Origin of the sequence: uncultured Roseobacter sp. (genome assembly GCF_947499265.1) — a bacterium.
Taxonomy (GTDB): domain Bacteria; phylum Pseudomonadota; class Alphaproteobacteria; order Rhodobacterales; family Rhodobacteraceae; genus Roseobacter.
Genome location: NZ_CANMNK010000012.1, coordinates 71,920 through 94,323 on the forward strand (window position 1 = coordinate 71,920; position 22,404 = coordinate 94,323).

At 63.3% G+C, this 22,404-nt stretch carries 18 protein-coding genes; 8 read left to right on the plus strand and 10 right to left on the minus strand.

Features of this window, described 5'->3' with window-relative positions:
• Positions 1–18: 18 nt before the first annotated feature.
• Genes Q1A63_RS23890 through Q1A63_RS23905 form a run of 4 tightly spaced genes read right to left on the minus strand, consistent with a single transcriptional unit; the run spans position 19 to position 6,134 of the window.
• Entirely contained in the window at positions 19–2,886 is a 2,868-nt protein-coding gene (locus tag Q1A63_RS23890) for a hypothetical protein (RefSeq protein ID WP_299632638.1), read from the minus strand.
• Between the two features lie 9 nt (positions 2,887–2,895).
• Entirely contained in the window at positions 2,896–4,434 is a 1,539-nt protein-coding gene (locus Q1A63_RS23895) for a hypothetical protein (protein WP_298976348.1), read from the minus strand.
• A 3-nt stretch (positions 4,435–4,437) separates the two neighbouring features.
• Positions 4,438–5,874, minus strand: coding sequence for a hypothetical protein (locus tag Q1A63_RS23900; RefSeq protein WP_298976347.1), 1,437 nt, complete (start codon positions 5,872–5,874; stop codon positions 4,438–4,440).
• The gene (locus tag Q1A63_RS23905; protein ID WP_298976346.1) at positions 5,874–6,134 is read right to left on the minus strand and encodes a hypothetical protein; all 261 of its coding nucleotides are present in this window, start codon (positions 6,132–6,134) and stop codon (positions 5,874–5,876) included. The genes Q1A63_RS23900 and Q1A63_RS23905 overlap by 1 nt, the downstream gene beginning before the upstream one ends.
• 415 nt (positions 6,135–6,549) lie before the next feature.
• Between Q1A63_RS23905 and Q1A63_RS23910 the strand changes: the two genes are divergently transcribed.
• The 5 genes from Q1A63_RS23910 to Q1A63_RS23930 all read left to right on the plus strand — a co-directional run bounded on the left by Q1A63_RS23910 (position 6,550) and on the right by Q1A63_RS23930 (position 11,735).
• Positions 6,550–7,329, plus strand: a complete 780-nt coding sequence (locus Q1A63_RS23910) for a WecB/TagA/CpsF family glycosyltransferase (protein WP_298976345.1) — start codon at positions 6,550–6,552, stop codon at positions 7,327–7,329.
• Positions 7,330–7,410: 81 nt separating this feature from the next.
• Positions 7,411–8,955: an O-antigen ligase family protein gene (locus Q1A63_RS23915; RefSeq protein WP_298976344.1), complete on the plus strand. Its 1,545-nt coding sequence runs from the start codon at positions 7,411–7,413 to the stop codon at positions 8,953–8,955.
• 1 nt (position 8,956) lies between these two features.
• Positions 8,957–9,922: a glycosyltransferase family 2 protein gene (locus Q1A63_RS23920; protein ID WP_298976342.1), complete on the plus strand. Its 966-nt coding sequence runs from the start codon at positions 8,957–8,959 to the stop codon at positions 9,920–9,922.
• Positions 9,922–10,776: a sulfotransferase gene (locus Q1A63_RS23925; RefSeq protein ID WP_298976340.1), complete on the plus strand. Its 855-nt coding sequence runs from the start codon at positions 9,922–9,924 to the stop codon at positions 10,774–10,776. Before Q1A63_RS23920 ends, Q1A63_RS23925 begins: the two co-directional genes overlap by 1 nt.
• A complete protein-coding gene (locus Q1A63_RS23930) occupies positions 10,773–11,735 on the plus strand; it encodes a glycosyltransferase (RefSeq protein WP_298976339.1) in 963 nt (320 codons plus the stop codon). The genes Q1A63_RS23925 and Q1A63_RS23930 overlap by 4 nt, the downstream gene beginning before the upstream one ends.
• A 15-nt stretch (positions 11,736–11,750) precedes the next feature.
• Here Q1A63_RS23930 and Q1A63_RS23935 read toward each other — a convergent pair whose 3' ends face one another.
• From Q1A63_RS23935 to Q1A63_RS23950, 4 genes are read right to left on the minus strand one after another with little or no spacing between them, the layout of a single operon-like run.
• Entirely contained in the window at positions 11,751–13,109 is a 1,359-nt protein-coding gene (locus Q1A63_RS23935) for an oligosaccharide flippase family protein (protein WP_298976337.1), read from the minus strand.
• A 1-nt stretch (position 13,110) separates the two neighbouring features.
• Positions 13,111–14,388 carry a glycosyltransferase gene (locus Q1A63_RS23940; RefSeq protein ID WP_298976336.1) on the minus strand — a complete coding sequence of 426 codons (1,278 nt, stop codon included), beginning with the start codon at positions 14,386–14,388 and terminating at the stop codon, positions 13,111–13,113.
• A gap of 12 nt (positions 14,389–14,400) precedes the next feature.
• Entirely contained in the window at positions 14,401–15,720 is a 1,320-nt protein-coding gene (locus tag Q1A63_RS23945) for a Gfo/Idh/MocA family oxidoreductase (RefSeq protein WP_298976335.1), read from the minus strand.
• On the minus strand, positions 15,717–16,811 hold the full coding sequence (locus Q1A63_RS23950) for a Gfo/Idh/MocA family oxidoreductase (RefSeq protein WP_298976334.1): 1,095 nt from the start codon (positions 16,809–16,811) through the stop codon (positions 15,717–15,719). The genes Q1A63_RS23945 and Q1A63_RS23950 overlap by 4 nt, the downstream gene beginning before the upstream one ends.
• A 236-nt stretch (positions 16,812–17,047) precedes the next feature.
• Here Q1A63_RS23950 and Q1A63_RS23955 point away from each other — a divergent pair, with 236 nt between their 5' ends.
• Entirely contained in the window at positions 17,048–18,136 is a 1,089-nt protein-coding gene (locus Q1A63_RS23955) for a glycosyltransferase family 4 protein (protein WP_298976333.1), read from the plus strand.
• Positions 18,133–19,119, plus strand: coding sequence for a hypothetical protein (locus tag Q1A63_RS23960; protein WP_298976332.1), 987 nt, complete (start codon positions 18,133–18,135; stop codon positions 19,117–19,119). The genes Q1A63_RS23955 and Q1A63_RS23960 overlap by 4 nt, the downstream gene beginning before the upstream one ends.
• Here Q1A63_RS23960 and Q1A63_RS23965 read toward each other — a convergent pair whose 3' ends face one another.
• Positions 19,120–20,046 (minus strand): hypothetical protein, encoded by a 927-nt coding sequence (locus Q1A63_RS23965; RefSeq protein ID WP_298976331.1) that lies wholly within the window; start codon positions 20,044–20,046, stop codon positions 19,120–19,122.
• Complete coding sequence (locus Q1A63_RS23970) at positions 20,030–21,214, minus strand: glycosyltransferase (RefSeq protein ID WP_298976329.1); 1,185 nt, start codon at positions 21,212–21,214, stop codon at positions 20,030–20,032. Before Q1A63_RS23970 ends, Q1A63_RS23965 begins: the two co-directional genes overlap by 17 nt.
• A 267-nt stretch (positions 21,215–21,481) precedes the next feature.
• Here Q1A63_RS23970 and Q1A63_RS23975 point away from each other — a divergent pair, with 267 nt between their 5' ends.
• Positions 21,482–22,234, plus strand: a complete 753-nt coding sequence (locus Q1A63_RS23975) for a hypothetical protein (protein ID WP_298976327.1) — start codon at positions 21,482–21,484, stop codon at positions 22,232–22,234.
• The last annotated feature ends 170 nt before the right edge of the window (positions 22,235–22,404 follow it).

A 22,404-nucleotide genomic window follows, 5' to 3' on the forward strand; every position in this document is an offset into this window, starting at 1 on the left:
GGCAACCCCGATTGCGCCTTAATTCACGATCAACCGCACCGTGGTGCCGGTCACCGCCACATTGGTGGGCTGGCTGGCAAAGGCGCCGGTGATCGTATCGGCCTCGATCAGCGTATAGGTGCCGGGGGGCAGGGCGCTGTCATCCACCACCAGCGTCCCGCCCAGGGTCACGTTTGTGGCAATGCCCGGAGCGGCCAGACCGTGCAGGCCGGAGGTGAAGCTCCGGATCTTCGGCAGGATGATCTTGGGCGCGGAAATGATCTTGGCGATGTTGGAGCGGTTCGTGGCGCTGTTGAACCCCAGCGGGCGGCCAAACCAGCGCATCCCCTCGATCACCTCGTCATTGACGGGCACGCCGGAGAGGGGGCGGATGTGGAAATACATCTCGTCGTCATCGCTCAGCGTCTCGATATGCTCGATCACGCCGGTGAAGCCAGAGGTCAGACCGGTCACGGTGTCCCCCAGAAAGGGTTCGCCGCTGCCCTTGGCAAATTCTCCGTCATCGCGGGTCACCCGCATGCGGTACACATGTTCGAAGGTGGTGATGGCCCCGGCGCCAAGCGTCAAAGACGCAGTCCCGCCGGTGCCGTCGAAGCCGACACGCACCTGACCGCTCAGGATCAGATCGCCGTTCATTTCGAATGTGTCCCCCGCATCGAGACCAAACAGCACCTCGGAGGTGCCGGAGGCGCGCAGATCACCATTGAAGGTGAGCGCCCCGGTATTGGCCAGGCGTGCGCCCATGCCGACGTTCATATCCACGCCGAAGTGTACCGCGCCGCCCTCCATGAAAAACTGGCCTGCGCCATCGAGGGTGATCTCGCCGCCATCCAGAATGTCGCCGGTCAGATCGAGCCTGCCGCCGCAATGGGTCAGCGCGCCGCCGCCCAGGGACAGATCCACCAGCGGATGATCCGGCGTGTCGAAATTGTTCACGTGATAGCCGTTGAGGTCCACGCTGTCGCCGGGCACGATGCCGGGCAGGGTGAAGGTGGACCAGTCGAGGCGAATGTCCCAGCGGGTGCCCGGTGTTTCCCCGGTAAAGAAGGGCTCGAACACCATGGTCTGGGCATCCGTGCGGGTCGGTTTGGCGCGGTCGGTCTGCGCCAGGAACCAGGCATTGATGTCCATCGCCTGCACCCAGGGCTCATCCAATGCGCGCAGGTTGGCAATCAGATCGTTGCGGTGCGATCCGGTGACCGATTTCCACTGGTCGTTATAGGCCTCGATCGTGGTGGCATCGAGGGTGGCCGTATCCAGCCCGTCGATGTTTTCATCGGGGTTGTCCGTCCATTTGTAGACCAGCAGATCGTTGAGGAACATCGAACCGCCGTTGAAGTTATAGGCGCCATCCGGCTGCACCGAGGGCCAGGCCCGGTCCACCGCAAAGACCGGCGGCTCTCCTTTATGCATGAGCAGGCAGTTGCGCAGGGAAATATGCCAGGACTGGCTGCGGATGCCCAAAGAGGCGTTCATATAGTCGATGTCTTCACGCTTGGCCCCGGCCCAGGTGAAGGTGCTGTCCAGGAAATAGGCGTGGTTGCCGTTATACCCCTTGATGTCATCGCCGTTCTTGCCCGGGCCCACCGACATCTGCTGGTTGGAGCCCATCGAGAAGTTATCGTACCAGAGCCCGCCCGAGCGCATCTGATAGACGGTCAGCGACCCGCGGCTGTAGCCCGAGCGCCGCACGGTGATGTCGGCATTGCCGCCGTCGATATAGAGGCAATGCGAGAACTGGTTGACCGGGTAGGGTTTGGTGATGTCGGCGGCGTAGTCATAATCGGGGGCCCAGCCGATCAGGTCCTGAAAGCTGTCCTCGATCAGCACCCCGTTGAAGCCCGACAGGTAGGTGCCGACCTCATGGGGCGCTTTCACGTCCCAGATCGCCGGGTTCTTGTTGTTCGGATCCGGTGTGCGGGGATAGATGTCATAGCAGGTGTAGCGCCGCCCGGTGACGAATTTCTGCGTCAGCTTGCCGGTGACAAAGGCAGGCTGGCGGGCAAAATCGATATCTTCAAAGAGATAGAACTGCTTGCCCGGTTCCTTCACCGGGCTGAGGATGCGGAATTTACCCTGGATGATGCAGTTGTCGTAAGACGGCAGGTTGGTCAGGGTGGCGACTTCATCGCCGCCATAGGTGCCGATCCGCATCGGGTGAATGGGGCTCAGGCCGCGCATTTCACGCCCGCCGCCGCCGCTCCAGGCGGTGAAGCGTTCTCCCGCCTTGAAGAGCAGTTGCCAGCACCCGGCCCCTTCCTGCTCCGCCAGGATCCGCCAGACCAGTTTGGCGGGCTCTTCCTGAATGGCAAGCTCGGGGATTTCGCCGTATTTCAGCACCCCATTGGCCTGCGGAATATCCGTGCCGACCGCAGCAACCTGATCCTTCAGCTCCTGCGCGGTCATGTTTTCGCCTTCGCGCGCTTCGATATCGGCAATGCTCAGACCGGAGGTGGAGACATGCATGTCCCGGCGGTTGATCGGTACCGGTTCCCAGATCACCTTGTCCTGGGCGTCCTTGGGCAGCATGTAATGCCGCCCCTTGCCCCAGCCAAAGCGTTCCTTGCCCTGTTGCGGCTTGAACAGGAACGTCTTGGGGACAGAGCCGCCGCCGGTGGTGTCGTTATATTCCAGCGTCAGTTCATCCGCGGTCTGCACATCCGTCAGATCGACCCCCAGCAGGCCATCGGAGCGCACATGGTAGTGCCCGAGAGGGGGGGCAGAGGTGATTTCGAAACTTTCAGGATTATCCGGCAGGGCCACCGTGTTCTGGCGCAGGGTCAGGAGGTCTTCGGCACCGTCCGGCGGGGTGGCATAATCTTTGACCGTGAGTGCACCAATCGTGGGGGCAGACCCCACGGGGAATCCTTTGATAACAGCTGACATGAAGTTTCCTTAATAGACGCAGACTGCAACAGCCGCGTTGTGGACACTTGAGGAGGCAGAGGTGAAGGTGACCGTCCGGGGGCTTTCGATCGCGGTCGACAGGTAGGTGCCAAGCATGAACCCCCCGTCGCCCCGGAAGGTGCTGTCGGCCGCCGTCAGCCGGGTCGCCCCGGTGAAGGTGCCCGAGAGGTTACCGCTTTCATTTGCCGCCGCGGCAATGACCATGCCGGCATCGGGAACGCCAAGGCTGAGATCGAGGGTCTGATCGGTCTGCGCCTCATCGGAGGCGGTGGTGAATTCACCGAGATAGTTTTCGATATGGCAGATCTTGAGCTGGCAATTGTCGACATCGGCATTGTCCTCGAAGGCGAGCACGATGTCGGGCGTGGCGTTGGCGCCGCGCTGAAAGCGGAAGGCGGCGACCTCGACCCGGGTGCTGACCAGATCCCGGGATTTCTCCAGCAGCGTCGCGGGCACCCCGTCGACCGACATCCCGACGATCGGGGCCAGGGCTGGCGAGGTCCGGATCATCATGAAGGCATGCACATAGTCGTCCTGCGGCACCGCCGATAAATCAATCGCCGCCACGGTCAGCGTGCTCCCGCTGGCAAGCGTGGGCACGGTGACCGTGTCGATCAGGTTGAGCGACAGCGGCCCGGCCGAGACCGGGATGGGCACGGCAATGGTGGTTGTGGTGCTGATCATCGGCAGGTTGACCCCGTCATCTGCGGTGACATCCAGGGTGATGGTCTTGCCGTTCTGGGAGGGGGTCAGGATCACATCGAAGGGGTCGATCCCGGTGTGCGAGGCGATCTCGATCCCATCGGCCTTCACCGAGGAGGTCAGCACGGTATCCTCGTTCTCGGTGGCCACCAGACCGGGGTAGATGGTCAGCACATCGCCGGCGACCAATTCGCTGGCGTCTGAGCGCGTGGCGGGCAGGACGATCTGCGAAGTGCCGGGGAAGATATAGGGGGCTGCGCCATCGGCAAAGGCGGTCACCGGCAGATCGGCATAGACGCCATCATAAATCCCGGCCCCGGTGATCTCGAGTGCGATTGTGACGCCGATATAGCCCGGAGAGATGGTCACCCGCGCATAGCGCCCGGCGGTGATGGTGACCGAATATCCCGCAGTGGCGGACTGCACGACGGTATCGACCGTGTCAAAATCGGTGACCGTGCCGTTGCTGTCCGTCACGCGGATCACCAGCTCGACAATATCATCCGCCTGCAGCGGGGTGTCCGCGGTATAGGCCCCCGGCGGGCTGATCCCGACGATCACCAGCGCCTCGACACGGGTGATGGTGCCGCCGGGGAAATCCGTCGCATAGTTGGCCGGATTCATGATGGTCGCGAAATTTGCGATGTCGCTGACGGATTGCCCGGCCACGAGCGGCGAGAGCGCCGGGGTCACCCCACCGCTGGCCACGGTGATGGTCGAGTTCACAATGGCATAATTGTTGAGAACCCGTGTGACCCCGTTGGGCCGCGTGAAGGTGACATTTGTGCCCTTCAGCGCAGCAGGTAATTTCAGGATAATACCCATTTTTTATGCTCCGCTGAGGTTGAGGGCTGCCAGAACGCTGTCGCTGCTTGTGGTGGCGACATAGGCCACCGTGTAATTGGCATCCGTTGCCGTGACCGCTTGGGAGCCTGCCTCGAAGCGGTCGCCGCCCCGATTGGTATTGCCGCTCACACCCGTCCAGGAGGCCGGGGCCCCGTCCTTATCCGTGGCCACGGCCAGGATGACGTCACCTGCGGCGGTGCTGATGGTGCTGCTCACGGTGTCGCTGTCGGTGTCGTTCACGGCGGCATGGTCTGTCACCGTGGTGGCCCCGGGCACGCGGTAGACCGCGAGCATACTGCGGGCGGGGGCAACATTGCTTTCCAGTGCAATGGTCATGGTGGGGGAGGCCGGGGCCGTCAGTTCACACCAGCAGGCACAGACATTGGTGCTTGTGGCCGCGTCATTGGCGGTTTCATCGCGTGGTGCGACCAGCGGCCCGCCATTCAGGCGCACGCCGTTGATCTGTCGGGCATTGTTGGTGTGCTGGGCCAGGCAGCCAATGTAGAGCGTGTCGCCGGGCTGAATGCCGGAACCGCTGAAATCAAAAGTATTGGAGGCATCGCCGCTGCCGTTATAGGCGCTGCCCAGAAAGTCATGAGACAGTCCGGACGCCGGAATTTGGGTGGCGCCGGAGGTGGTCGTGACGGTCGGGTTTACCCCGTCATCCGCCGTGACCTGCAGCGTGAGAGCCGTGCCGATGTCTGCTGCAGTAATTGCATGTGTCGGGCCGGTTGCCCCGGCAATGGCAACCCCGTCGCGCATGAACTGATGGGTCAGGGTCAGCGCGCCGGTGTCAGAGACCCAGAGCCCCTCGTTTGCGCGCAGCACATCCGCTTCTTCCAGATCCGCCGCCAGCCCGTCGAAATTGATCTTCTGGGTGCCGGTGATCGGGTTCGTTGCCCGCAGGTAGCCTGCAGTAAACGTGTAATCATCGTTGTAATGGATGTTATCCCCGGTGAACCCCGACAGGGTGAAGGTGATGTTGACGGCATCGTCGACCAGATCGTTGATGTCCAGCCCCAGCTCATTGGTCGCCGTCGTCACATCGCGGTAGAGATACTCAACCGTTGTGAGGCCGCTGCTGAAGGTCTGGCTATTGCCGTCGCTGTCGGTGACCAGCAGGGAAAACCCGGCTGTTTCACCTTCCGCCAGCGGGGCATCTGCTGCGGTGGCGCTGCCCAGAAAGGTGACATCCACACTGGCGATAGGGCCGATGTTGGAGGAGAAGTTCGCCGCGGAGATCATCGTGGCATAGCCCACCATGTCTGCTGTGGACTGACCTTCATAAAGCCGCGATACGGCCGGCACGAGCCCTCCGGTCGCAACGGTGATGGCAGGAGTAGGGCGCGGCGGCCCTGCGCTGATCATGCCGCCTGCCTGCGAAGCCCCTTGGCCGAGGGCGATGCCAACCCCGATCATCAGTACATCGCCACGATGCCAGTGGCGTCAGTGCCGGTCGCATGGATGCGCTTGGCCCGCACCGGAAAGGCGATGCCCGCCGCGATATAGAGCGTCTGGGTGTCATCATTGGTGGTGGTGACCCGCACGTTCCCTGCGGTGGCGACATTGAGGCTCCGGCTGGCAAAGGCCAGATCGGTATTGTCATCGGGTATGACGGCGTCCAGGCAAGCTGGCGGACTGTTGAGACCTTCTGAGAAACTGGAGAATTTATCAGCCATGGGAGATGTCCTTTCTGGTGTCCGGTTGCATGTGCGCCGCCCGGAGTATCGGTGGTGAACTTGATCTGATTGGGGAAACGGGGAGGGTGCTTTCTGCATGAGGCATGCCGCCAGCGCCGTGGTGGCGCCGGGCATCAGCGGATGAAACCGCTTCTGTTGCTGTCAGAAAATCACCGTTCTGCATGGGTGCCCCCTTCCGGAGAGGGCAAAGTGTTATAAATTCGTTACCATTGCTGATATGCACCGCGCGGTACCATTGCTGCGCTGCCGCTTATTGCGTATTTTGCAGGCGAAGGACGATGATCGGCGGATTTTTTACCGTCTGTGGCCAGATCCCCGATTTGGACACATTTTTTTGTAGATTACCGGGTAGGGTAATGGTTTAGCGGCCTGACCCGGATGAGGTGAAAGAGTAATGATGCGTTGGTCCGATATGTGCCAGGAGGATGCCGTGGTGGTGAACGTCGAGGCGCGCGACGTCCTTTTGACCGATCTGGAAGCGCGGTTGCGGGCGGCGCAGGGCTTCAGCGTGGCCACGCTCAACCTCGATCATGTCACCAAGCTGCGCAGCCTGCCCAGCTTTCGCAAAGCCTATCAGCGTCAGACCCATGTGACCGCGGACGGCAATCCGATTGTCTGGTTTTCGCGGATCGCAGGCCAGCAGGTGTCGCTGGTGCCCGGCTCCGAACTGGTCGATCCGCTGGCCGGGATTGCGGCGCGCTGCGCGGTGCCCATTGCCCTTTTGGGATCGACCGAAAGCTCGCTGGAAGCCGCGGCACAGTCTCTGCGCAGGCGCTATCCGGACCTGCAGGTGGCCGCCCGGATCGCCCCGCAAATGGGGTTCGATCCGACAGGCCCTGAGGCCGAAGAACATATCGAAGCGCTTGCCGCCTCCGGGGCGGGCTTGTGTTTTCTGGCGCTGGGGGCGCCAAAACAGGAGATCTTTGCCGCCCATGCCGCGCAGCAGTTGCCGCAGATGGGGTTTGTCTCCATCGGGGCGGGGCTCGATTTCATTTCCGGCCAGCAGGTCCGCGCGCCCCGGCTGGTGCGGGCGCTGGCGGCAGAATGGCTCTGGCGTCTGGCCTCGAACCCGCGGCGTCTGGCGCGCCGTTACGGCGCCTGCATCGCCATCCTGCCCCGCCTGTTACACCGGTCCCTCAGAATCCGGCTCAAGGGAGGTCAGAAACCTGTCTGATGATGTGCAATATCTGTCATAAAACGCCACCCGGCCCCTGTGCCCGCCTGACGGCGCGCCAGCTTTTGCAGGTCTGACGCGATGTTGCCCCCCCATCTGGTGATCTACTGCTGGCCGATTGTCGCCCTGATCCTGTTCAAACGGCTGAGCCTGCCTTTGGCCATCTGCTGGTCGATCATTGCGGGCTATCTGCTGCTGCCCTTCGGCCCGCGGCTGGACCTGCCGCTGCTGCCGCAGTTCGACAAACATTCCATACCCGTCCTTGCGGTGACGCTCTTTGTGCTGCTGCGGGTGTCGCGCGACGCTGTCTCCGGCACCCGGGGGCAACAGGTGGCCGCCTCGCCGGTGCTGACCGGCTGGCTGCCGCGCCATCCCGCGGGACGGTTGCTGTTTTTCTGCCTGGCCCTGAGCACGGTGATGACCGTGGTGACAAATGGCGACAGGCTGGTTTATGGCTCGCTCGCGATCCCCGGGCTGCGCACCTACGATATTTTTTCCAACCTGATGACGCTGGTCATCACCTTGCTGCCTTTGCTCGTGGCCCGCAAATGCCTGGCTACGGATGACGCCCACAAGGACCTGCTGATGGTGCTGGCCCTCGCCGGGTTCGCCTATGCCTTCCTGGTGCTTTACGAGGTGCGGATGTCGCCGCAGCTGAACAATATCGTCTACGGGTACTACCCTGCCTCCTGGCGCCAGAACATTCGCGGTGACGGGTTCCGGCCGCTGGTCTTTATCCGGCACGGGCTCTGGTTGAGCATCTTCATGGCCTGCGCGCTGATGGCGGCCATTGCCTATATGCGGGTCTCCGCGCCAGAGAAGAAACCCAGGCTCTGGGCCATGATCATCTGGATCGCCCTGGCCCTGCTTTTGTCAAAGAGCATGACCTCCCTGATCATCGTCACTTTTCTGGCGCCGGTGATTTTGATTTTCACGGCGCGGATGCAGGTGCTGGTGGCGGCCATCATTGCCATCACCGTGCTGCTTTATCCGATGCTGCGCGGCAGTGGGCTGGTCCCCACCGATCAGGTGGTTCAGGTGATCGAGAAGATCAATCCGCAGCGGGCGAATTCGCTGCAATTCCGTTTCAACAACGAGGATATCCTGCTGGAGAAGGCCAATGACCGGCCGCTCTTTGGCTGGGGCGGCTGGGGCCGCTTCCGGGTCTACGATTCCCGCGGCCGGGACGTCAGCACCACCGATGGCCGCTGGACCATCAGCATCGGCGGGGAGGGGTGGTTTGGATACCTCAGTCGCTTTGGCCTGCTGACCATCCCCATCGTGCTGATGATGTTGCGACGACAAAAATACGAGATCTCCCGGGCCACCTCGGCGCTCTGTCTGATTTTGGCGGGCAATCTGGTCGATCTCATTCCGAATGCGGGGCTGACAAATATCACCTGGCTGATTGCCGGCGCGCTGCTGGGGCGGCTGGAACAGGAGGCGGTGCTGCATTCGCGCACAACGTCACAACCTGTCGCACAGGTCTTTGAACGGATCCGGCAATACAGCAGGCCCCGCCCGGAGAAACACCGGCCCCCCCCGAATGTGACACCGCTGAGGGGAAAATCGGGATACGCCCGCGGGTCCTCGAACCGCCGCACGTCCAGAGGCTCGGAAAGCTGACATGCCCTACGACATCGTTGTGTCTATCATCAACTTCCGCACCGCGGATCTGACCCTGCAATGCGTGGCCTCGGTGCTGGCGGATATGGGGGATATCAACGGCCATGTGGTTGTTGTCGACAACCTCTCGGGCGATGGCTCTGCCGAGATGATTGCCGACTGGATCGCGGCGCAGCCCGACGGCACGCCCGTCAGCCTGGTTCTATCCGAGACAAACTCCGGCTTTTCAGGTGGCCACAATCAGGGCATCGCCGCCGCCGAGGCGGATTTCTATCTGGTGCTCAATTCCGATGCGGTTTTGCGGCCCGGCTTTCTGGGCAATATCCTGACGGCGGCGAAGGCAGATCCCCAGGCGGGGTTCTTCGCGCCACGTATCGAATATGACGACGGCGGGGTGCAGGACAGCTGCTTTCGCTTTCCGGGTCCTTTGAGCGAATTCATCCGCAGTGCCCGCACCGGTTTCGTCACCCGGATATTCAAGACCCATGAGGTCTCGCTTGGGCCCGATCCTGATCCGGCGCAGATCGAATGGGCCAGCTTTGCCTGCATCCTGCTGCGCGGCGAGATGGTGCGCGCGCTTGGTCCCATGGATGAGGGGTATTTCCTCTATTACGAAGACGTCGAATATTGCCTGCGCGCGCATCGGGCGGGCTGGCGCGTGGCGCATGTGCCGCAAGCGGTTGCGGTGCATTTCCGCGGCGGCTCCGGCCCGGTCAAGACGCTGGCCAAGGAACGTGCGCGCCTGCCGCGCTATTTCTACAGCTCGCGCACGCGGTTTCTCTATCAGGCGCATGGGCGCAGTGGCCTGATCGCGGCCAATCTGCTGTGGTATGCAGGCCGCAGCATCAAGCACCTGACCCGGCTGGTGGGCAAGCGCGTGGCGCCGATGGCCGCCTCTGAGGGGCGCGATATCTGGATCAACGCCGGCAACCCGCTGGGCCCGCGCTACGCCCCATGGGAGATGTGATGACAGCGGGGCAGGGGCCGGATTTTCTGATCATCGGGGCGATGAAATCAGGGACCACGACGCTGCAGGCGCAGTTGGCCGCTCAGGCGGGCATCTTCATGACCACGCCGAAGGAGCCCAATTATTTCTCCGATGACGATGTCTTTGCCAAAGGCACTGGCTGGTATCAGACGCTCTTTGACGCTGCCGCCCCGGGGGATATCAAGGGCGAGGCCAGCACCCATTACACCAAGCTGCCCACCTATCCGCAGACCGTGACGCGGCTGGCTGACATGGTGTCTGCGCCCAAGCTGATCTATGTGATCCGCGATCCGGTGGCGCGCGCGGTCTCGCACTATATCCACGAATGGAGCGAGGGGCGGATGGGCGACGATCCGGTTGCCGCCTTTGCCGACCACCCCGAACTTGTGGCCTATAGCCAGTATCCGATGCAGCTGGCGCCTTTCATCGCGCGCTTTGGGCTCGACGCGATCCTGCTGACCAGTCTCGAAGAGCTGACACGCGATCCGGATGGTGTTTTGTCCCGCATAGGGCCACATATCGGCAGCACCACCCCGCTCATTTGGGACCATGGGTTGGGCGCGCAGAATGTCTCATCCGAGCGGTTTCGACGTCTGCCGCTGCACCGCCTGCTGGTGGCCAACCCGGTGGCGCGGGCGTTGCGGCGCAACCTGGTACCAGCGGGCCTGCGGGCAAAGATCCGCAAGGCCCGCACCCACGGCGACCGTCCTGAACTGCCGCAAAGCCTGCGCCGGGAGTTGGAACAGCGGTTTGCCCCGGATCGCGCTGCCTTGGCGGCGTTGTTTCCGGATCATCCCGCGCTGTCGCTGGCCTACGGGTTCGTGCCGCAATGACGGTCTCGCGGGCCGGGGCGGTGGTCATCGGGCGCAACGAGGGCGCGCGGCTCATCCGCTGTCTGGCGGCGCTGAAGGGGCAGGCCGCGCCGATCATCTATGTGGATTCCGGCTCGGACGACGGCTCGGTGGCCGCCGCAGAGGAGGCCGGGGCCGAGGTGGTGCTCCTCGATACCGATCACCCCTTTACCGCTGCGCGCGCCCGCAACGCTGGGCTTGCCGCCCTGCTGGAGCGGGAGGCCCCCCCGGATCTGGTGCAGTTCATCGATGGCGATTGCGAAATGCGCGATGGCTGGATGGCACAGGCGCTGGATTTTCTCGACGCGCACCCGGAGGTGGCGGTGGTCTGCGGTCGCAGGCGCGAACGGTTTCCCGAAGCCTCGCTTTATAACCGGCTGACGGATCACGAATGGGACACGGGCGTGGGTGCGGCCCGCTCCTGCGGTGGCGATGCGCTGATGCGGGTGGCCGCTGTCGAGGCAGTGGGCCGCTACAACCCTGACCTCATTGCGGGCGAGGAACCGGAGCTCTGCGTGCGCCTGCGCCAGGCGGGCTGGAAAATCTGGCGGCTTGATGCGGAGATGACCTGGCATGACGCCGCGCTGACCCGGTTTGGCCAGTGGTGGAAACGCACCCGCCGGGCCGGGCACGCCTTTGCCGAGGGGGTCGCATTGCATGGGGCCGCGCCGGAACGCCATAACGTGGCCCAGACCCGGCGCGCGCTGATCTGGGGCGCAGGCCTGCCGCTTATCGTGTTGATCGGTCTTTTCATCACACCTCTGGCGTTATTGCTCACACTGCTCTGGCCGCTGAAAATCCTGCGCCTGATGCGGCGCGGCATCGATGGGCCGCGCGCGTTTTTCCTGACGCTGGGCAATATCCCCGAAGCTCTGGGCGTGCTGGAATATGGGTTGAAACGGCTGACCGGCCAGAAAAGCCGCCTGATCGAGTATAAATAGAGCCTGATAAAGGGCTCAGCCCATCAGCTTGATGATCTCATCCCAATGCAGCCAGCACGCGAGACCGTTGACGATGAACCCGGCGGTCATGAAGAAGCCATCCGCCTTGGCATCCCAGGCATTATATTTGCGCACGTAATAGATGCGCAGCGGGTTGGTCAGCAAGATGGCAATGGGGGGGGCCAACATGACCCCGAAGATGCCGAACCAGGTGGCGCCCGCAAACATCAGCACGGTCTGCAAGACGGCTGTGGAACAGTTCAGCGTGAAGAAGTTTTTGGAATCGCCCGCTGCCAGCAGTACCGCGCCATAGGTCTTGATCACCAGCTGCGGCACCATCGTCAGGCTCAGGAGCACCACCACCGGCCCGGCCAGCGCATAGCGATCATCATACATCAGATCGATGAGAGCGATGCCGCCATAGCCGAACACCGCCGTGAGCAGCAGCCCCCCTGCCATCACCATGCGCCGCGCCTTGAAGACTTTGCGGCGGTTTTCCGGGCTCTCCGCGATGGGTTTGAGCCGGTAGAGCGGGAAAACGATGCGCCCGTTGATCACCCCCATCAGCACCAGCGGCAGAGACCCCAGGAAATAGCCGATGTTATAGACCCCCAGTTCCGCCAGCGAGATGTAGCCGCCCAGGATGGCCTTGTCGCCCTGGGAAATCATGAAGGTGACGGCGGTGCTGAGAAAGATGAACTTGCCGAAATGAAAAAGATCGCTGACCGCCGATCTGTCCCAGCGCAGCCGGTTGCGGATGCCCGGCATCACCAGCCCCTGCACGATGACCGTGACCACGGAGCCGATCAAGCTGCCGAAAACCAGCGCCCAGACCGATTCCAGCCAGAGCGCCAGCAACACCATGGCGACAACGCCGAAGGCCTGGGTGCCGAGATCGATGGCGGTGGTGCGGCCCAGGTGCATGTGTCGACCTGCGGTGGCGACATTGGTGGTGGTGAACCCCGCGATCAGCGTGCCCAGCCCCACCACCGGCAGGAGCTGCGCCAGCATCGGCTCATCATAAAGGTTGGCCACCGGCAGGGCGATGGCGCAGGTCATAAGCCACAGGATCACCCCGCGGATGATCTGCAGCGTCCAGGCGGTGTTGAGAAAATCCGGGTCATCGCCGCGCGGGTTCTGCATGATCGAGGTGCGGATGCCGGTGTCGGAAAACATCCGCAGCCCGGTGATGAAAACCTGCACCAGCGCCATCATCCCGAAGGCTTCGGGAAAGAGAATGCGGGTCAGAATGAGGTTGGAGGCCAGCCGCAGCGCGTTGGTGCCGCCAAAGGACAGCATCGTCAGCATCGTGCCCCGGAGTGATCGGGATTTCAGATCTCCGCCCGAGATCAGAGACTGCACAAGGCGTTTCACGTCATCTGTCCCCGTCGCGCGCGTAGGGGGCCGGGCGGAGATCCTCGCCCGCGGCACCCGCAAAAAGGGTCGCAAGGCGCGCGGCCTCGGTGCGGATGTCGAAATCAGTCACGACCTTTGCCCGCCCATGTTGCCCCATGGCGGCGCGCAGCTCGGGGTCACCCACCAATGTGCGGATGCGATCAGCCAGCGTGTCGGCATCACCCGGCGGGACCAGAAAACCGCTTTTGCCCTCTTCGACCAGCTCACCCACGCCCGCCACCTGGGTGGCGATCACCGGCTTTTCGCTGGCCAATGCTTCCATCAGCACCACCGGCACGCCTTCGGCAAAGCTGGGCAATACGAAGATATCGCAAGCCTGCAGCGCTTGGGCCACTTCCGTCTGTGACAAATAGCCGGTGAAGGTGACGCGATCCCCCAAGGGCGCGGCGGCGGCCTCGAGCCGGGCGCGGTCTGGTCCGTCGCCCACCAGCACCAGCCGCAGGTTTGGCAGATCGGAAAGCTCCGCCAGGGCGGCCAGCAGCACCCGCAACCCTTTGACCGGGGCCAGCCGGCCCACAAAGAGCAACCGGATCTCATCCGGCTCCCGGGGCGGCAGGGCGGGACCGGCAGCTTCTTCATAAAGCGCGGGCGTCACCCCGCAATGGATGATGCGGATCTTGTCCCAATAGGCGGGATCGGAGAAAAACATCAGCTGGCTGCGGGCAAAATGGCTAATGGTAGAGACGAATTTCGCTCGGGCGGTCTTGGCGTCCAGCCGCCAGCGGGTGGGTTCAAAGAGGTCCGCAGGCCCGTGCAGGGTGAAGCTGTAGGGAATACCCGTGAGCTCCGAGGTCAGCATCGCCACCGTGGCACTGCCAAAGACGAAGTGATTGTGCAGATGGGTGACCTTTTCCGCTTCGAGATGCCGGGCGAGGATCGTGGCCTCGATGAAGAAAATCAGCTGGTAGAGGCGCGCCTTGATCCCCGGCGCGCCGCTGCGCAGCGCCAGCATCAGCGTGGCAAAGTAACGCCCCGGACGGGTGAACAGATAGGCCTGCGCCGCCAGCAATCGCAGGGGGTTGCGTGCGACCTCCAGCACATGAAACGTGGTCGCGGCGGCGTCTTTTTCGGCGGGGCCGGGGTGCTGTTCGGGCGGGGTGCGGCGGATCGAGCAGGTCAGCACTTCGGCGCCCAGATCGCGCAACGCCTCGACCTCGCGCAGGATGAAGGTCAGCGAAACCTCCGGATATTGACCGGTCAGATAGGCAATGCGGGGGAGTTTCGACGGCGAAGACATGAGGCTCCGGGGCTATTTCAGGGTGCGCAGTTTGGACAGCACGCCCTGCAGGGCGCGGGTCATCGGGGCGGGTCTGGTCCAGGCGGTGTAATCGGGGCCTGCAGCCTTGGTGCGGGTGGGCAGGGGCAGGGGATCAAAGCGGGTTTTCAACGTCTGTCTGGCCCCGTCCGGGCCCGCGCTCTGAATGGCCAGCGTTAGTTCGGTCAGATGCAGGGTGAAATCGGGCGCGGGGAAATGCGCGCGATCCATGGCAATGGCCTCCACCAGTTCCGCCAGCCCGATGCATTTGTCCTGCTGGCCCAGCTGCGCCCGGCGCAGGCGTTTCAGCCAGTCCTTCGGCGAGAAGGGCGATCCCGTCTCACGCGCAATGCGGGTCGATCCCGGGGCCGGGCTTTCGGCTAGCGGCACGCGGCGCCCGCCCACGGAAAACAGGCTCTGCAACAGGGAATTGTTACGGATGCTGCGGGCATTGCGCGCCTTTAGCGTAAAGGGGGTGAAGCCTTCCAGATAGACCGGACAGTGATAGTCGCGATAGGTATCGGCGCTGACCACGCCCTTATTGCCGATGATCCGCATCCGGTGGTCGGTGGGCGCGGCAATCGAGCAGGTGATGCGCCCCACCACCCCGCTTTCGAAATCCAGCGCTGCGATGGAGAAATCCGGCGTGCCCGCGGGATTGAGCGGCTCATCCGTCTTGTCGGGCAGGGTGGCTTTGGAAAAGGCGGTGACCGCGCGCACGGGCCCAAAGATCGCGCACATCCAGGTCAGGTGATAGCCCACATGCTCCCAGGTGCAGCCCATCTCGTATTCATGTAAGTAAGGCCAAGGCGCACCGGAGCGCGAGCGCCAGGTCTCCGGCGCCAGCAGGTAGACCGGGTTGTCGTCAAACTCCGCATAGACCATGCGCACGTCGCCAACCGCGCCGTCCTCCACCGCTTTCCACAGGGTCTGAACCGTCGGGCTGAGCGCATTCGAGGGTGCGCATGAGAGCCGCAGCCCTTTCTCATGGGCCAGATCGGCCAAGGCCTGCGCCTCACCCATATCGGTAACAAAGGGCTTTTCGGAATAGACGTGCTTGCCCGCCTCAAGTGCGGCCCGTGTGACCGCCCCATGCGATTCAATCGAGGTGAAATTGGCCACGATGCCCACCGCATCATCCGCCAGCAGGGCACTGGCATCCTCATAGACCTGCAGACCGTAATAATCCCCCACCTGCCGGGCGCGGTCCATGTTGCGATCCGCCACGCCGGCGATCTGCAGGCCGGGATGCTGGGGCAGGGTGGTCATATAGTGATCGAACACATAGCCACATCCGATGACGCCGATCTTCATGAGGTGCCCTCGCCGGACCAGCCCGCACGGGCGGTGTCGATCATCGCCATGATCTCAACGCTTTCGGCAAGGCTCATGCGTGGATCCTCGGTGCGCCCTGCGGCCACCGCCTGCATCACGGCGCGGGCCTGGTAGTGATAGCCGTTGCCGGAGAACGGGGCGCCGAGGCGCTCTCCACGCAGCCGCAGCGCCGCCAGTCCTCGCGACAGCCGCAGACCCATGGCGCTCTCGCGCAGCCCCTCGAGCCGCCGTGGCCCTTTCGGGCCGGTGACCGCGGGCCCGACATGCGTGCGATAGAGCACAGCCCCTGTGGGGCGATAGGCCGGGCCGGCGATCCGCAGTGTCGCTTTCGTGCCGTAGATCGCAGCCCCGTCGAGGCCGCCCGCGCGCAGGCTGGCGCGTAGGGTGGAGAGCGCACCACTTGCGTGCCGCAACATCAGCGTGCAGTCCTCATCCACGCCGGTGTCGCCGATCCGTGCCGTGGCGTGGGCGTCTGTCACGGGCCCCAGCCAGTAGCGCGCCAGCGACAGCGGATAGACCCCGCGGTCCATGAGCGCGCCGCCGCCGCGGGCGGGATCGAAGAGGCTGGAGGTGGGATCAGGGGCATTGGCGGCCATGAACGATCCGTCGAATCCGCGGATGTCTCCCAGATCACCCGCTGCGATCCTGTCGCGGATCTGCCCGGGCAGGGGCTGAAACCGGGTCCACATCGCCTCCATGCAGAAGACACCTGCCGCGCGCGCCGCCTGCATGATCCGCTCTGCGGCGGCGGCATCGCGCGCAAAGGGTTTTTCCACCAGAACCGCCTTGCCCGCCGCGATCCCCAGCATTGCGTGCTCTTCATGCTGTGCAGGCGGGGTGGCAATATAGAGGGCATCGACATCCGCCGATGCGGCCTCCGCGTAGCTTTGCGCCACATGGGCGACCCCAAGGCTGCTGGCGAAACTTTGTGCATTGGCCGGGGTGCGCGAGGCCACGATATGCGCTTCGGCCTCTGCTCCCAACTGGCGCAGGTCCAGCACGAATTTGCGCGCCACGGACCCGGTTCCAAGGATGGCCCAGCGAAAGGGTCTCCCCCGGACATCAGTCATCGCGCATGCTCTCCTTTGCGGTCCGTGCCGCCTGAATTCCGCTGCCTGTTTAACCCATATTGGCCATTGTTCAACTGCGGCCCTGGTGCGGGGTGCATAAAGAATGCAGCACAGCCTTCCGGACGCATATCTTGCGGGCATCCGGTGCAAAAGCGACCCCGCTTGCCGAACTCGCACCTTGTGTCCGTGACCCCATATTCGTATCGAACGCAGGACCGAACAGACGGGGCCTTTTCATGCGCATCAGTTTTATTCTGCCCTTTGCCTCCCTGTCGGGCGGCATCCGCGTGATTGCCACCTATGCGCGGGAACTGACGCAGGCGGGCCATGAGGTCACCGTAATCTCGCGCCCCCTGCGGGTGAAGACATCGCCGCTGCGCACGCTGGTCAACAGGATCACCGGCAAGGCACGGGCCCGGGCGCGCGAAGACCGGACCACGCCGTTTCTGGATTTTCTGGGGGATCGGCACGTGGTGCTGGACCGGTTCCGCCCGGTGACCCCCCGCGATGTGCCCGATGGCGATGCGGTGATTGCCACCTGGTGGGAAACCGCCGAAAGCGTGGCGCAGCTGCCCAGCACAAAGGGTAAGAAATTCTACCTGCTGCAGGATTACGAGACCTTCGGCAACCTGCCCGCCGAGGATGTCGCGACCTCTTACACGCTGCCGCTGCATAAAATCGCGGTCTCGGGCTATATCAGAGACTGTGTAAGAGAAAACCACGGGGTCTCGGACATCACCGTCATTCCCAATGCGGTGGATACCAAACAGTTCGACGCCCCCCCCCGCGCCCGGAACACCCCGCTTAAGGTCGGGTTTCTCTACCACGCGCATCCGCGCAAACGCGTCGATCTGGCGCTGGCGGCGGTGCTGGCGGCAAAGCGCCTTGTCCCCGATCTGCGGGTGGTGGCCTTTGGGCGTGGCTGGCCTGCGGAGGAGTTCGGCCTGCCCGATTGGGTGGACTACCATCAATCGCCGCCACAGGCGGAGATCCCGAAACTCTATGCCGCCTGTGATCTCTGGCTCTTTACCAGTGACCACGAAGGTTTTGGCCTGCCGCTGCTGGAGGCCATGGCCTGCCGCACCCCGGTGCTGGCCACCCGCGCGGGCGCTGCGGCCGATCTGATCGATGGCACCAACGGTGATCTGTTGGCAGCGGACCCGGAGGCTTTTGCCACAAAGATCGCCGAAGTCGCGCAGATGACCCCGGAGGCCTGGCGGGCAATGTCGGATGCGGCCTATCAGACCGCGCATTCCTATACCTGGACCGATGCGGCCCAAAGGCTGGTCACGGAAATTCAAGCGACAGAAGGGACCTCTTCATGACGTCTTTCTCCCCGACCGATGCCCAGGGCATCACCTTTGTGCTGCCGCTGGTCCACCCCGAGGGCGCAAAGGTCGAGAATTATGCCGTGGTCGAGATGATCCTGCGCGAGACCCTCACCAGCCTCACGGCACAGCACGGGCCCCGCCCCCATGTGGTGGTGGTCTGTCATCAGGCGCCGGACTGGGTAGGTGACTTCGCGGATCATGTCACGTTTCTGGTGATCCCGGAGCATTCCGGCTTTGCCGCGGGCCGTAATCATGTGCAGATCGACAAGGGCATGAAATACGTGCTGGGCACCTGGGTCGCGCTTATGGAGCCTGCGCCGGACTGGATCATGCTGATGGATGGCGATGATTTCGTGCACCGCGATCTGCTGGCGCATCTGCAAGGGCAGGAGCTGGCCGACGACGGGTTCCTGCTGGCGGGCGGTTATCACGCGGCCCTGCGCCCAGCCCCCACCGGGTTCCAGCTGGAGGCGGCGCTGAAGGTCAACACTTTCAACGATACCTGCGGCTCCTGCCGGGTGTTTCGCGCCAGCACCCTCAAGGATCGCATCGCGGCGTTTCAGCCCGCGCTGGCCGCGCTGACACCTGATCAGCTGGCCGATGATCAGGGCGTATTGGACAAGGGCTTCGTCGATCTGGTGGTCGCGGCCACCGATCCGCTGCGCGACGATCAAAGCGGGTTGATCCGGGTGCTGGGCCGTCACGTGCGCCAGAAGGATCATTTCAACTTCACCCGCGTGACCGAAGCGCTGGTGGCCAAGGGCTGCGGGCATGGCAATCACGACGGGCCCAAGGCGGGGGAGATCCACTGGCACAAGGTCACGGCGGTGACCGCACCTGGGCAGTTCCTGCGCGATTTCGGTCTGGCGGGGCGCCCGACGCTGCAGCCGCGCCTGAAATGGCAGTATCAGGTCATGGGATCATTACAGTCTCTGCGCCGGGTCGCGGGGCGTCTCAAACGGGCCATCACCGGGTAGTCAGGTCTCATAGCCCAGAGCATCGAGCGCCAGCCCGGTCAGATCGGCGGTTGCACGGTTGCTCTGGGCAAAAAGCCCGGCATACCGCGCGGCGATCTGCGCTTCATGGGCGCCGCGCCGCTTGGCATTGCCGCCCAGCACCCCATCGAGCCTGCGGATCACCCGGTCGGTCAGATGATCGATCCCCTGCCGTCCCCGCCGCGTCGGATCCTTGACGATGAACCGGTTGCTCAGCCGCCGCAGGGCCAGCGCGCTGAACCCTTCCCCCACATGTTCGCGGGTGCGGGGCCGGTCATGGGCGATGGTACAGCCGGTGAATTGGGAAAGTGCTGCGAAATAGGCCGCAGGGTCGGCGCTCAGCATCTCCTGCGGCAGCACCAGCAGGTTTTCCGCGCCAAAAAGCCCGATGTAGTGACGAATGGCCCGGTCAAAGAACAGGAACTCCGGGCGCAGGATCGGCGTATAGGAGAGCGGCTCGTCGCCGCTGCCAATCACCCCGCGCAGAGGTAGGGCGCCGCCGCCCAGCACATATTCGCGGTAGATCGAGAGCGCGATGGCGGGCTGGCGGCGGATGGTGATCAGCACCTTGGCGTTTGGGTAGACCAGCTGCAGCTTGCGCGCATTGGCAAAGCCGTCATAGCGGCGCGCGGGCGGGTTGCCGAGCAGCATTTCCTCGGACCAGACCGGCAGATTGCCCCGCGCCCGCACATCCGCGGTCAGGGCTTCGAGATGGGTCCGGGTGGCCTCCGCATCGAAGGCGTAATCATCGCCCAGCAGAATCTCCTGCACCATCTGTGCCCGGGTCTGCGGCCCGGCGGCCAGCTCCAACCCCTCGTCCGGCCCGGCAAAGACCTGGTTCTGCAGAAACGTCGTGGCCGTCTTGATGTAGCCGACGTGCAGAAGGACCGGATCATGCGGCACTGGCATCGCCTTTCGAGGAGGTGCCCGCCAAGTGTGCAATGCGCCGGTTGAATTCCGTCTCAAAACTGTGGTTTTGCGCGAAGGCGAGGGCGGCCTCGCAGCGGGCGCTTACATCCGCCCGGTCCGCTGCGGCGACGGCAATCACATCGGCCAGCGCCTCCGGTTTGCCCAGGGGCGCGACCCAGCCTGCGCCGGATTGTTCTTGCAACGCCTGCCACATCCGGTTGGCATAGCCTGCGACCGCCACGCCACAGCCCAAAGCTTCCAGATAGGTGCAGGAGGGATCGGACTGGCGATGACAGCTGAGGAAAATATCGCTTTGGGTCCGGGTGAAGGGCACCAGTTCGCTTTGAAAATCCACCGTGCCGTGCAGATGCACATGGTCCTGCAGCCCGGCCGCGCCGATGCCGGTGCGGATCTCCTCCTCCAGACTGCCGGTCCCGAAGATGTCGAGCCGGAAATCCACGCCCCGGTCGCGCAGACGGCGGGCAATCGGAATGAGATCATGGCTGCCCTTCATCCGCTCTAGGCGCCCGGAATGAATGAGCCGCAGCGGGCCCTGCGCCGCCAGATGCGCGCGCCGTGCCGCCATCTCGTCGGCCGTCGCCATATCCGCCCGCCGCACCCGGTTGTCGAGATAACGCACCGTATTGGCATTGATCCCGCGATAGGCCGCATCCGCCGGGTAGCCATTGGCCTGCAACCCGTCTGCGCGGCGAAAGGCGCGGCGGCGGCGGCGCTCCTGGCGCAGGGTCCAGAGCACCCCCTTGAGCTTGCGCAGGGGGGACAGCCGTGCATCGAGCTGGATGATCTGCAGCCGCGTCTCCAGAATATATTCGATGATGTAATAGAGCCTGACCGGCAGGGTTTGGCAGAGATCCGCCAGATAGAAATACCGGTGATTGTCGCCGCTGCAGAGGATCACGTCATACTGCGCCAACCGCTCCGGGCTCAGCCGCGCCGCCGCATCGGGCATCTGCAGCTCAAAAGGCAGGTTTTCAGGATCAACCGTGGTGCCGAAGGGCACCGTGCCGGTTTTCTGCAGGATACAATGGACTTGGCCGTCCCACCCCGCGCAATAAGACCGCATGCCTTCGAGAAACTTCTTGTCGAGCACCACGCCCTCTGGCGTCACCTGTGCCGGCGCCGAGGAAATGACGAGCAGATGTTTCATTGCGGCGCGTGTCCCGTGCTAGGTCGGTGCGGAATGGACGGGAATGCGCCCGTGCGGAACATCGCATCAAATGCAGGCGAAAAACAGGCGTAAATCGGTTTGGGGTCTGCGGGCAGGCGCATTTTTCTTTCCCGGATCCGGGCCTTGGCATGTAGTGGTCTTTGAACCATAAGGCGGCAAGGGTTTTTGGGCTGCTGACTTTTCCCGCGCGGGGTCCCGTGGGCCCCAAAACCGTTCAGGTGTTGTTCGTCAGTCGGAAGTGTTGTCATGATCGTATCGCATAAGCACAAGTTCATTTTTGTCAAAAACCGTAAGGTTGCGGGCACCTCCATGGAAGTTGCGCTGGCGAAAATCTGCGGGCCTGATGATATTTTATCCTCCGATGTGCCGGAACGCGGTCGCATTGGGCGCGATGATGTGCTGGAGGCCCATGCGCGCAACTACGAAGGCACCTTCAATCCCCTGAACGAGATCCGGCTGGACATGCGCCCCGCCGCCGTGGCGCGGGTGATCCGCGACCGGCTGCAGCGGCACCGCTATTACAGCCACATGCGCGCGGCCTCGATCAAGGCGCGGATCGGGGCGGAGATCTGGGACAGCTATTACACCTTCTGTTTCGAGCGGAACCCCTGGGACAAGATGGTGTCGTTTTATTTCTGGTATAACCGGCTGAACGACGCGCCAGTGGATCTCAACACCTTTGTCTGCGGCAAGATGGCCGGGCGCACGGTGGATCAGAAATACCCCACCGACTGGGACCGCTATACGCTGCAGAACAGGGTCATCGTCGATGATGTCTTCGACTTCTCTGATCTGTCGGGCAATCTGGCCACCGCCCTGGGCCGCGCGGGCGTGGCGCCTGAGGTGATCGCCAGCGTGGAGCTGCCACGCGCCAAGACCCATACCCGCGCGGAAAACCCCGAGAAGCTCTCGGCAGCCTCCGATGCGGTGGTGCGCCGGATCTTTGCCCATGAGATCAAACACTTTGACTACACCCCACCCGAGGGGTTGCTGGGCTAGGGGCACACCCTGTTCCGGATGCGTTTCATTTGCTGCCCCCGGTTTGACGTGGACGCTTATTTGCAAAAACACTAGGAAAACATCGATATTTAACCTTATTAAAGAGCTTTATTCTTTTCATGTTCGGTCTTTTTAGAACCTATCTGGCCCTCTGGGTGGTCGCCTCGCAT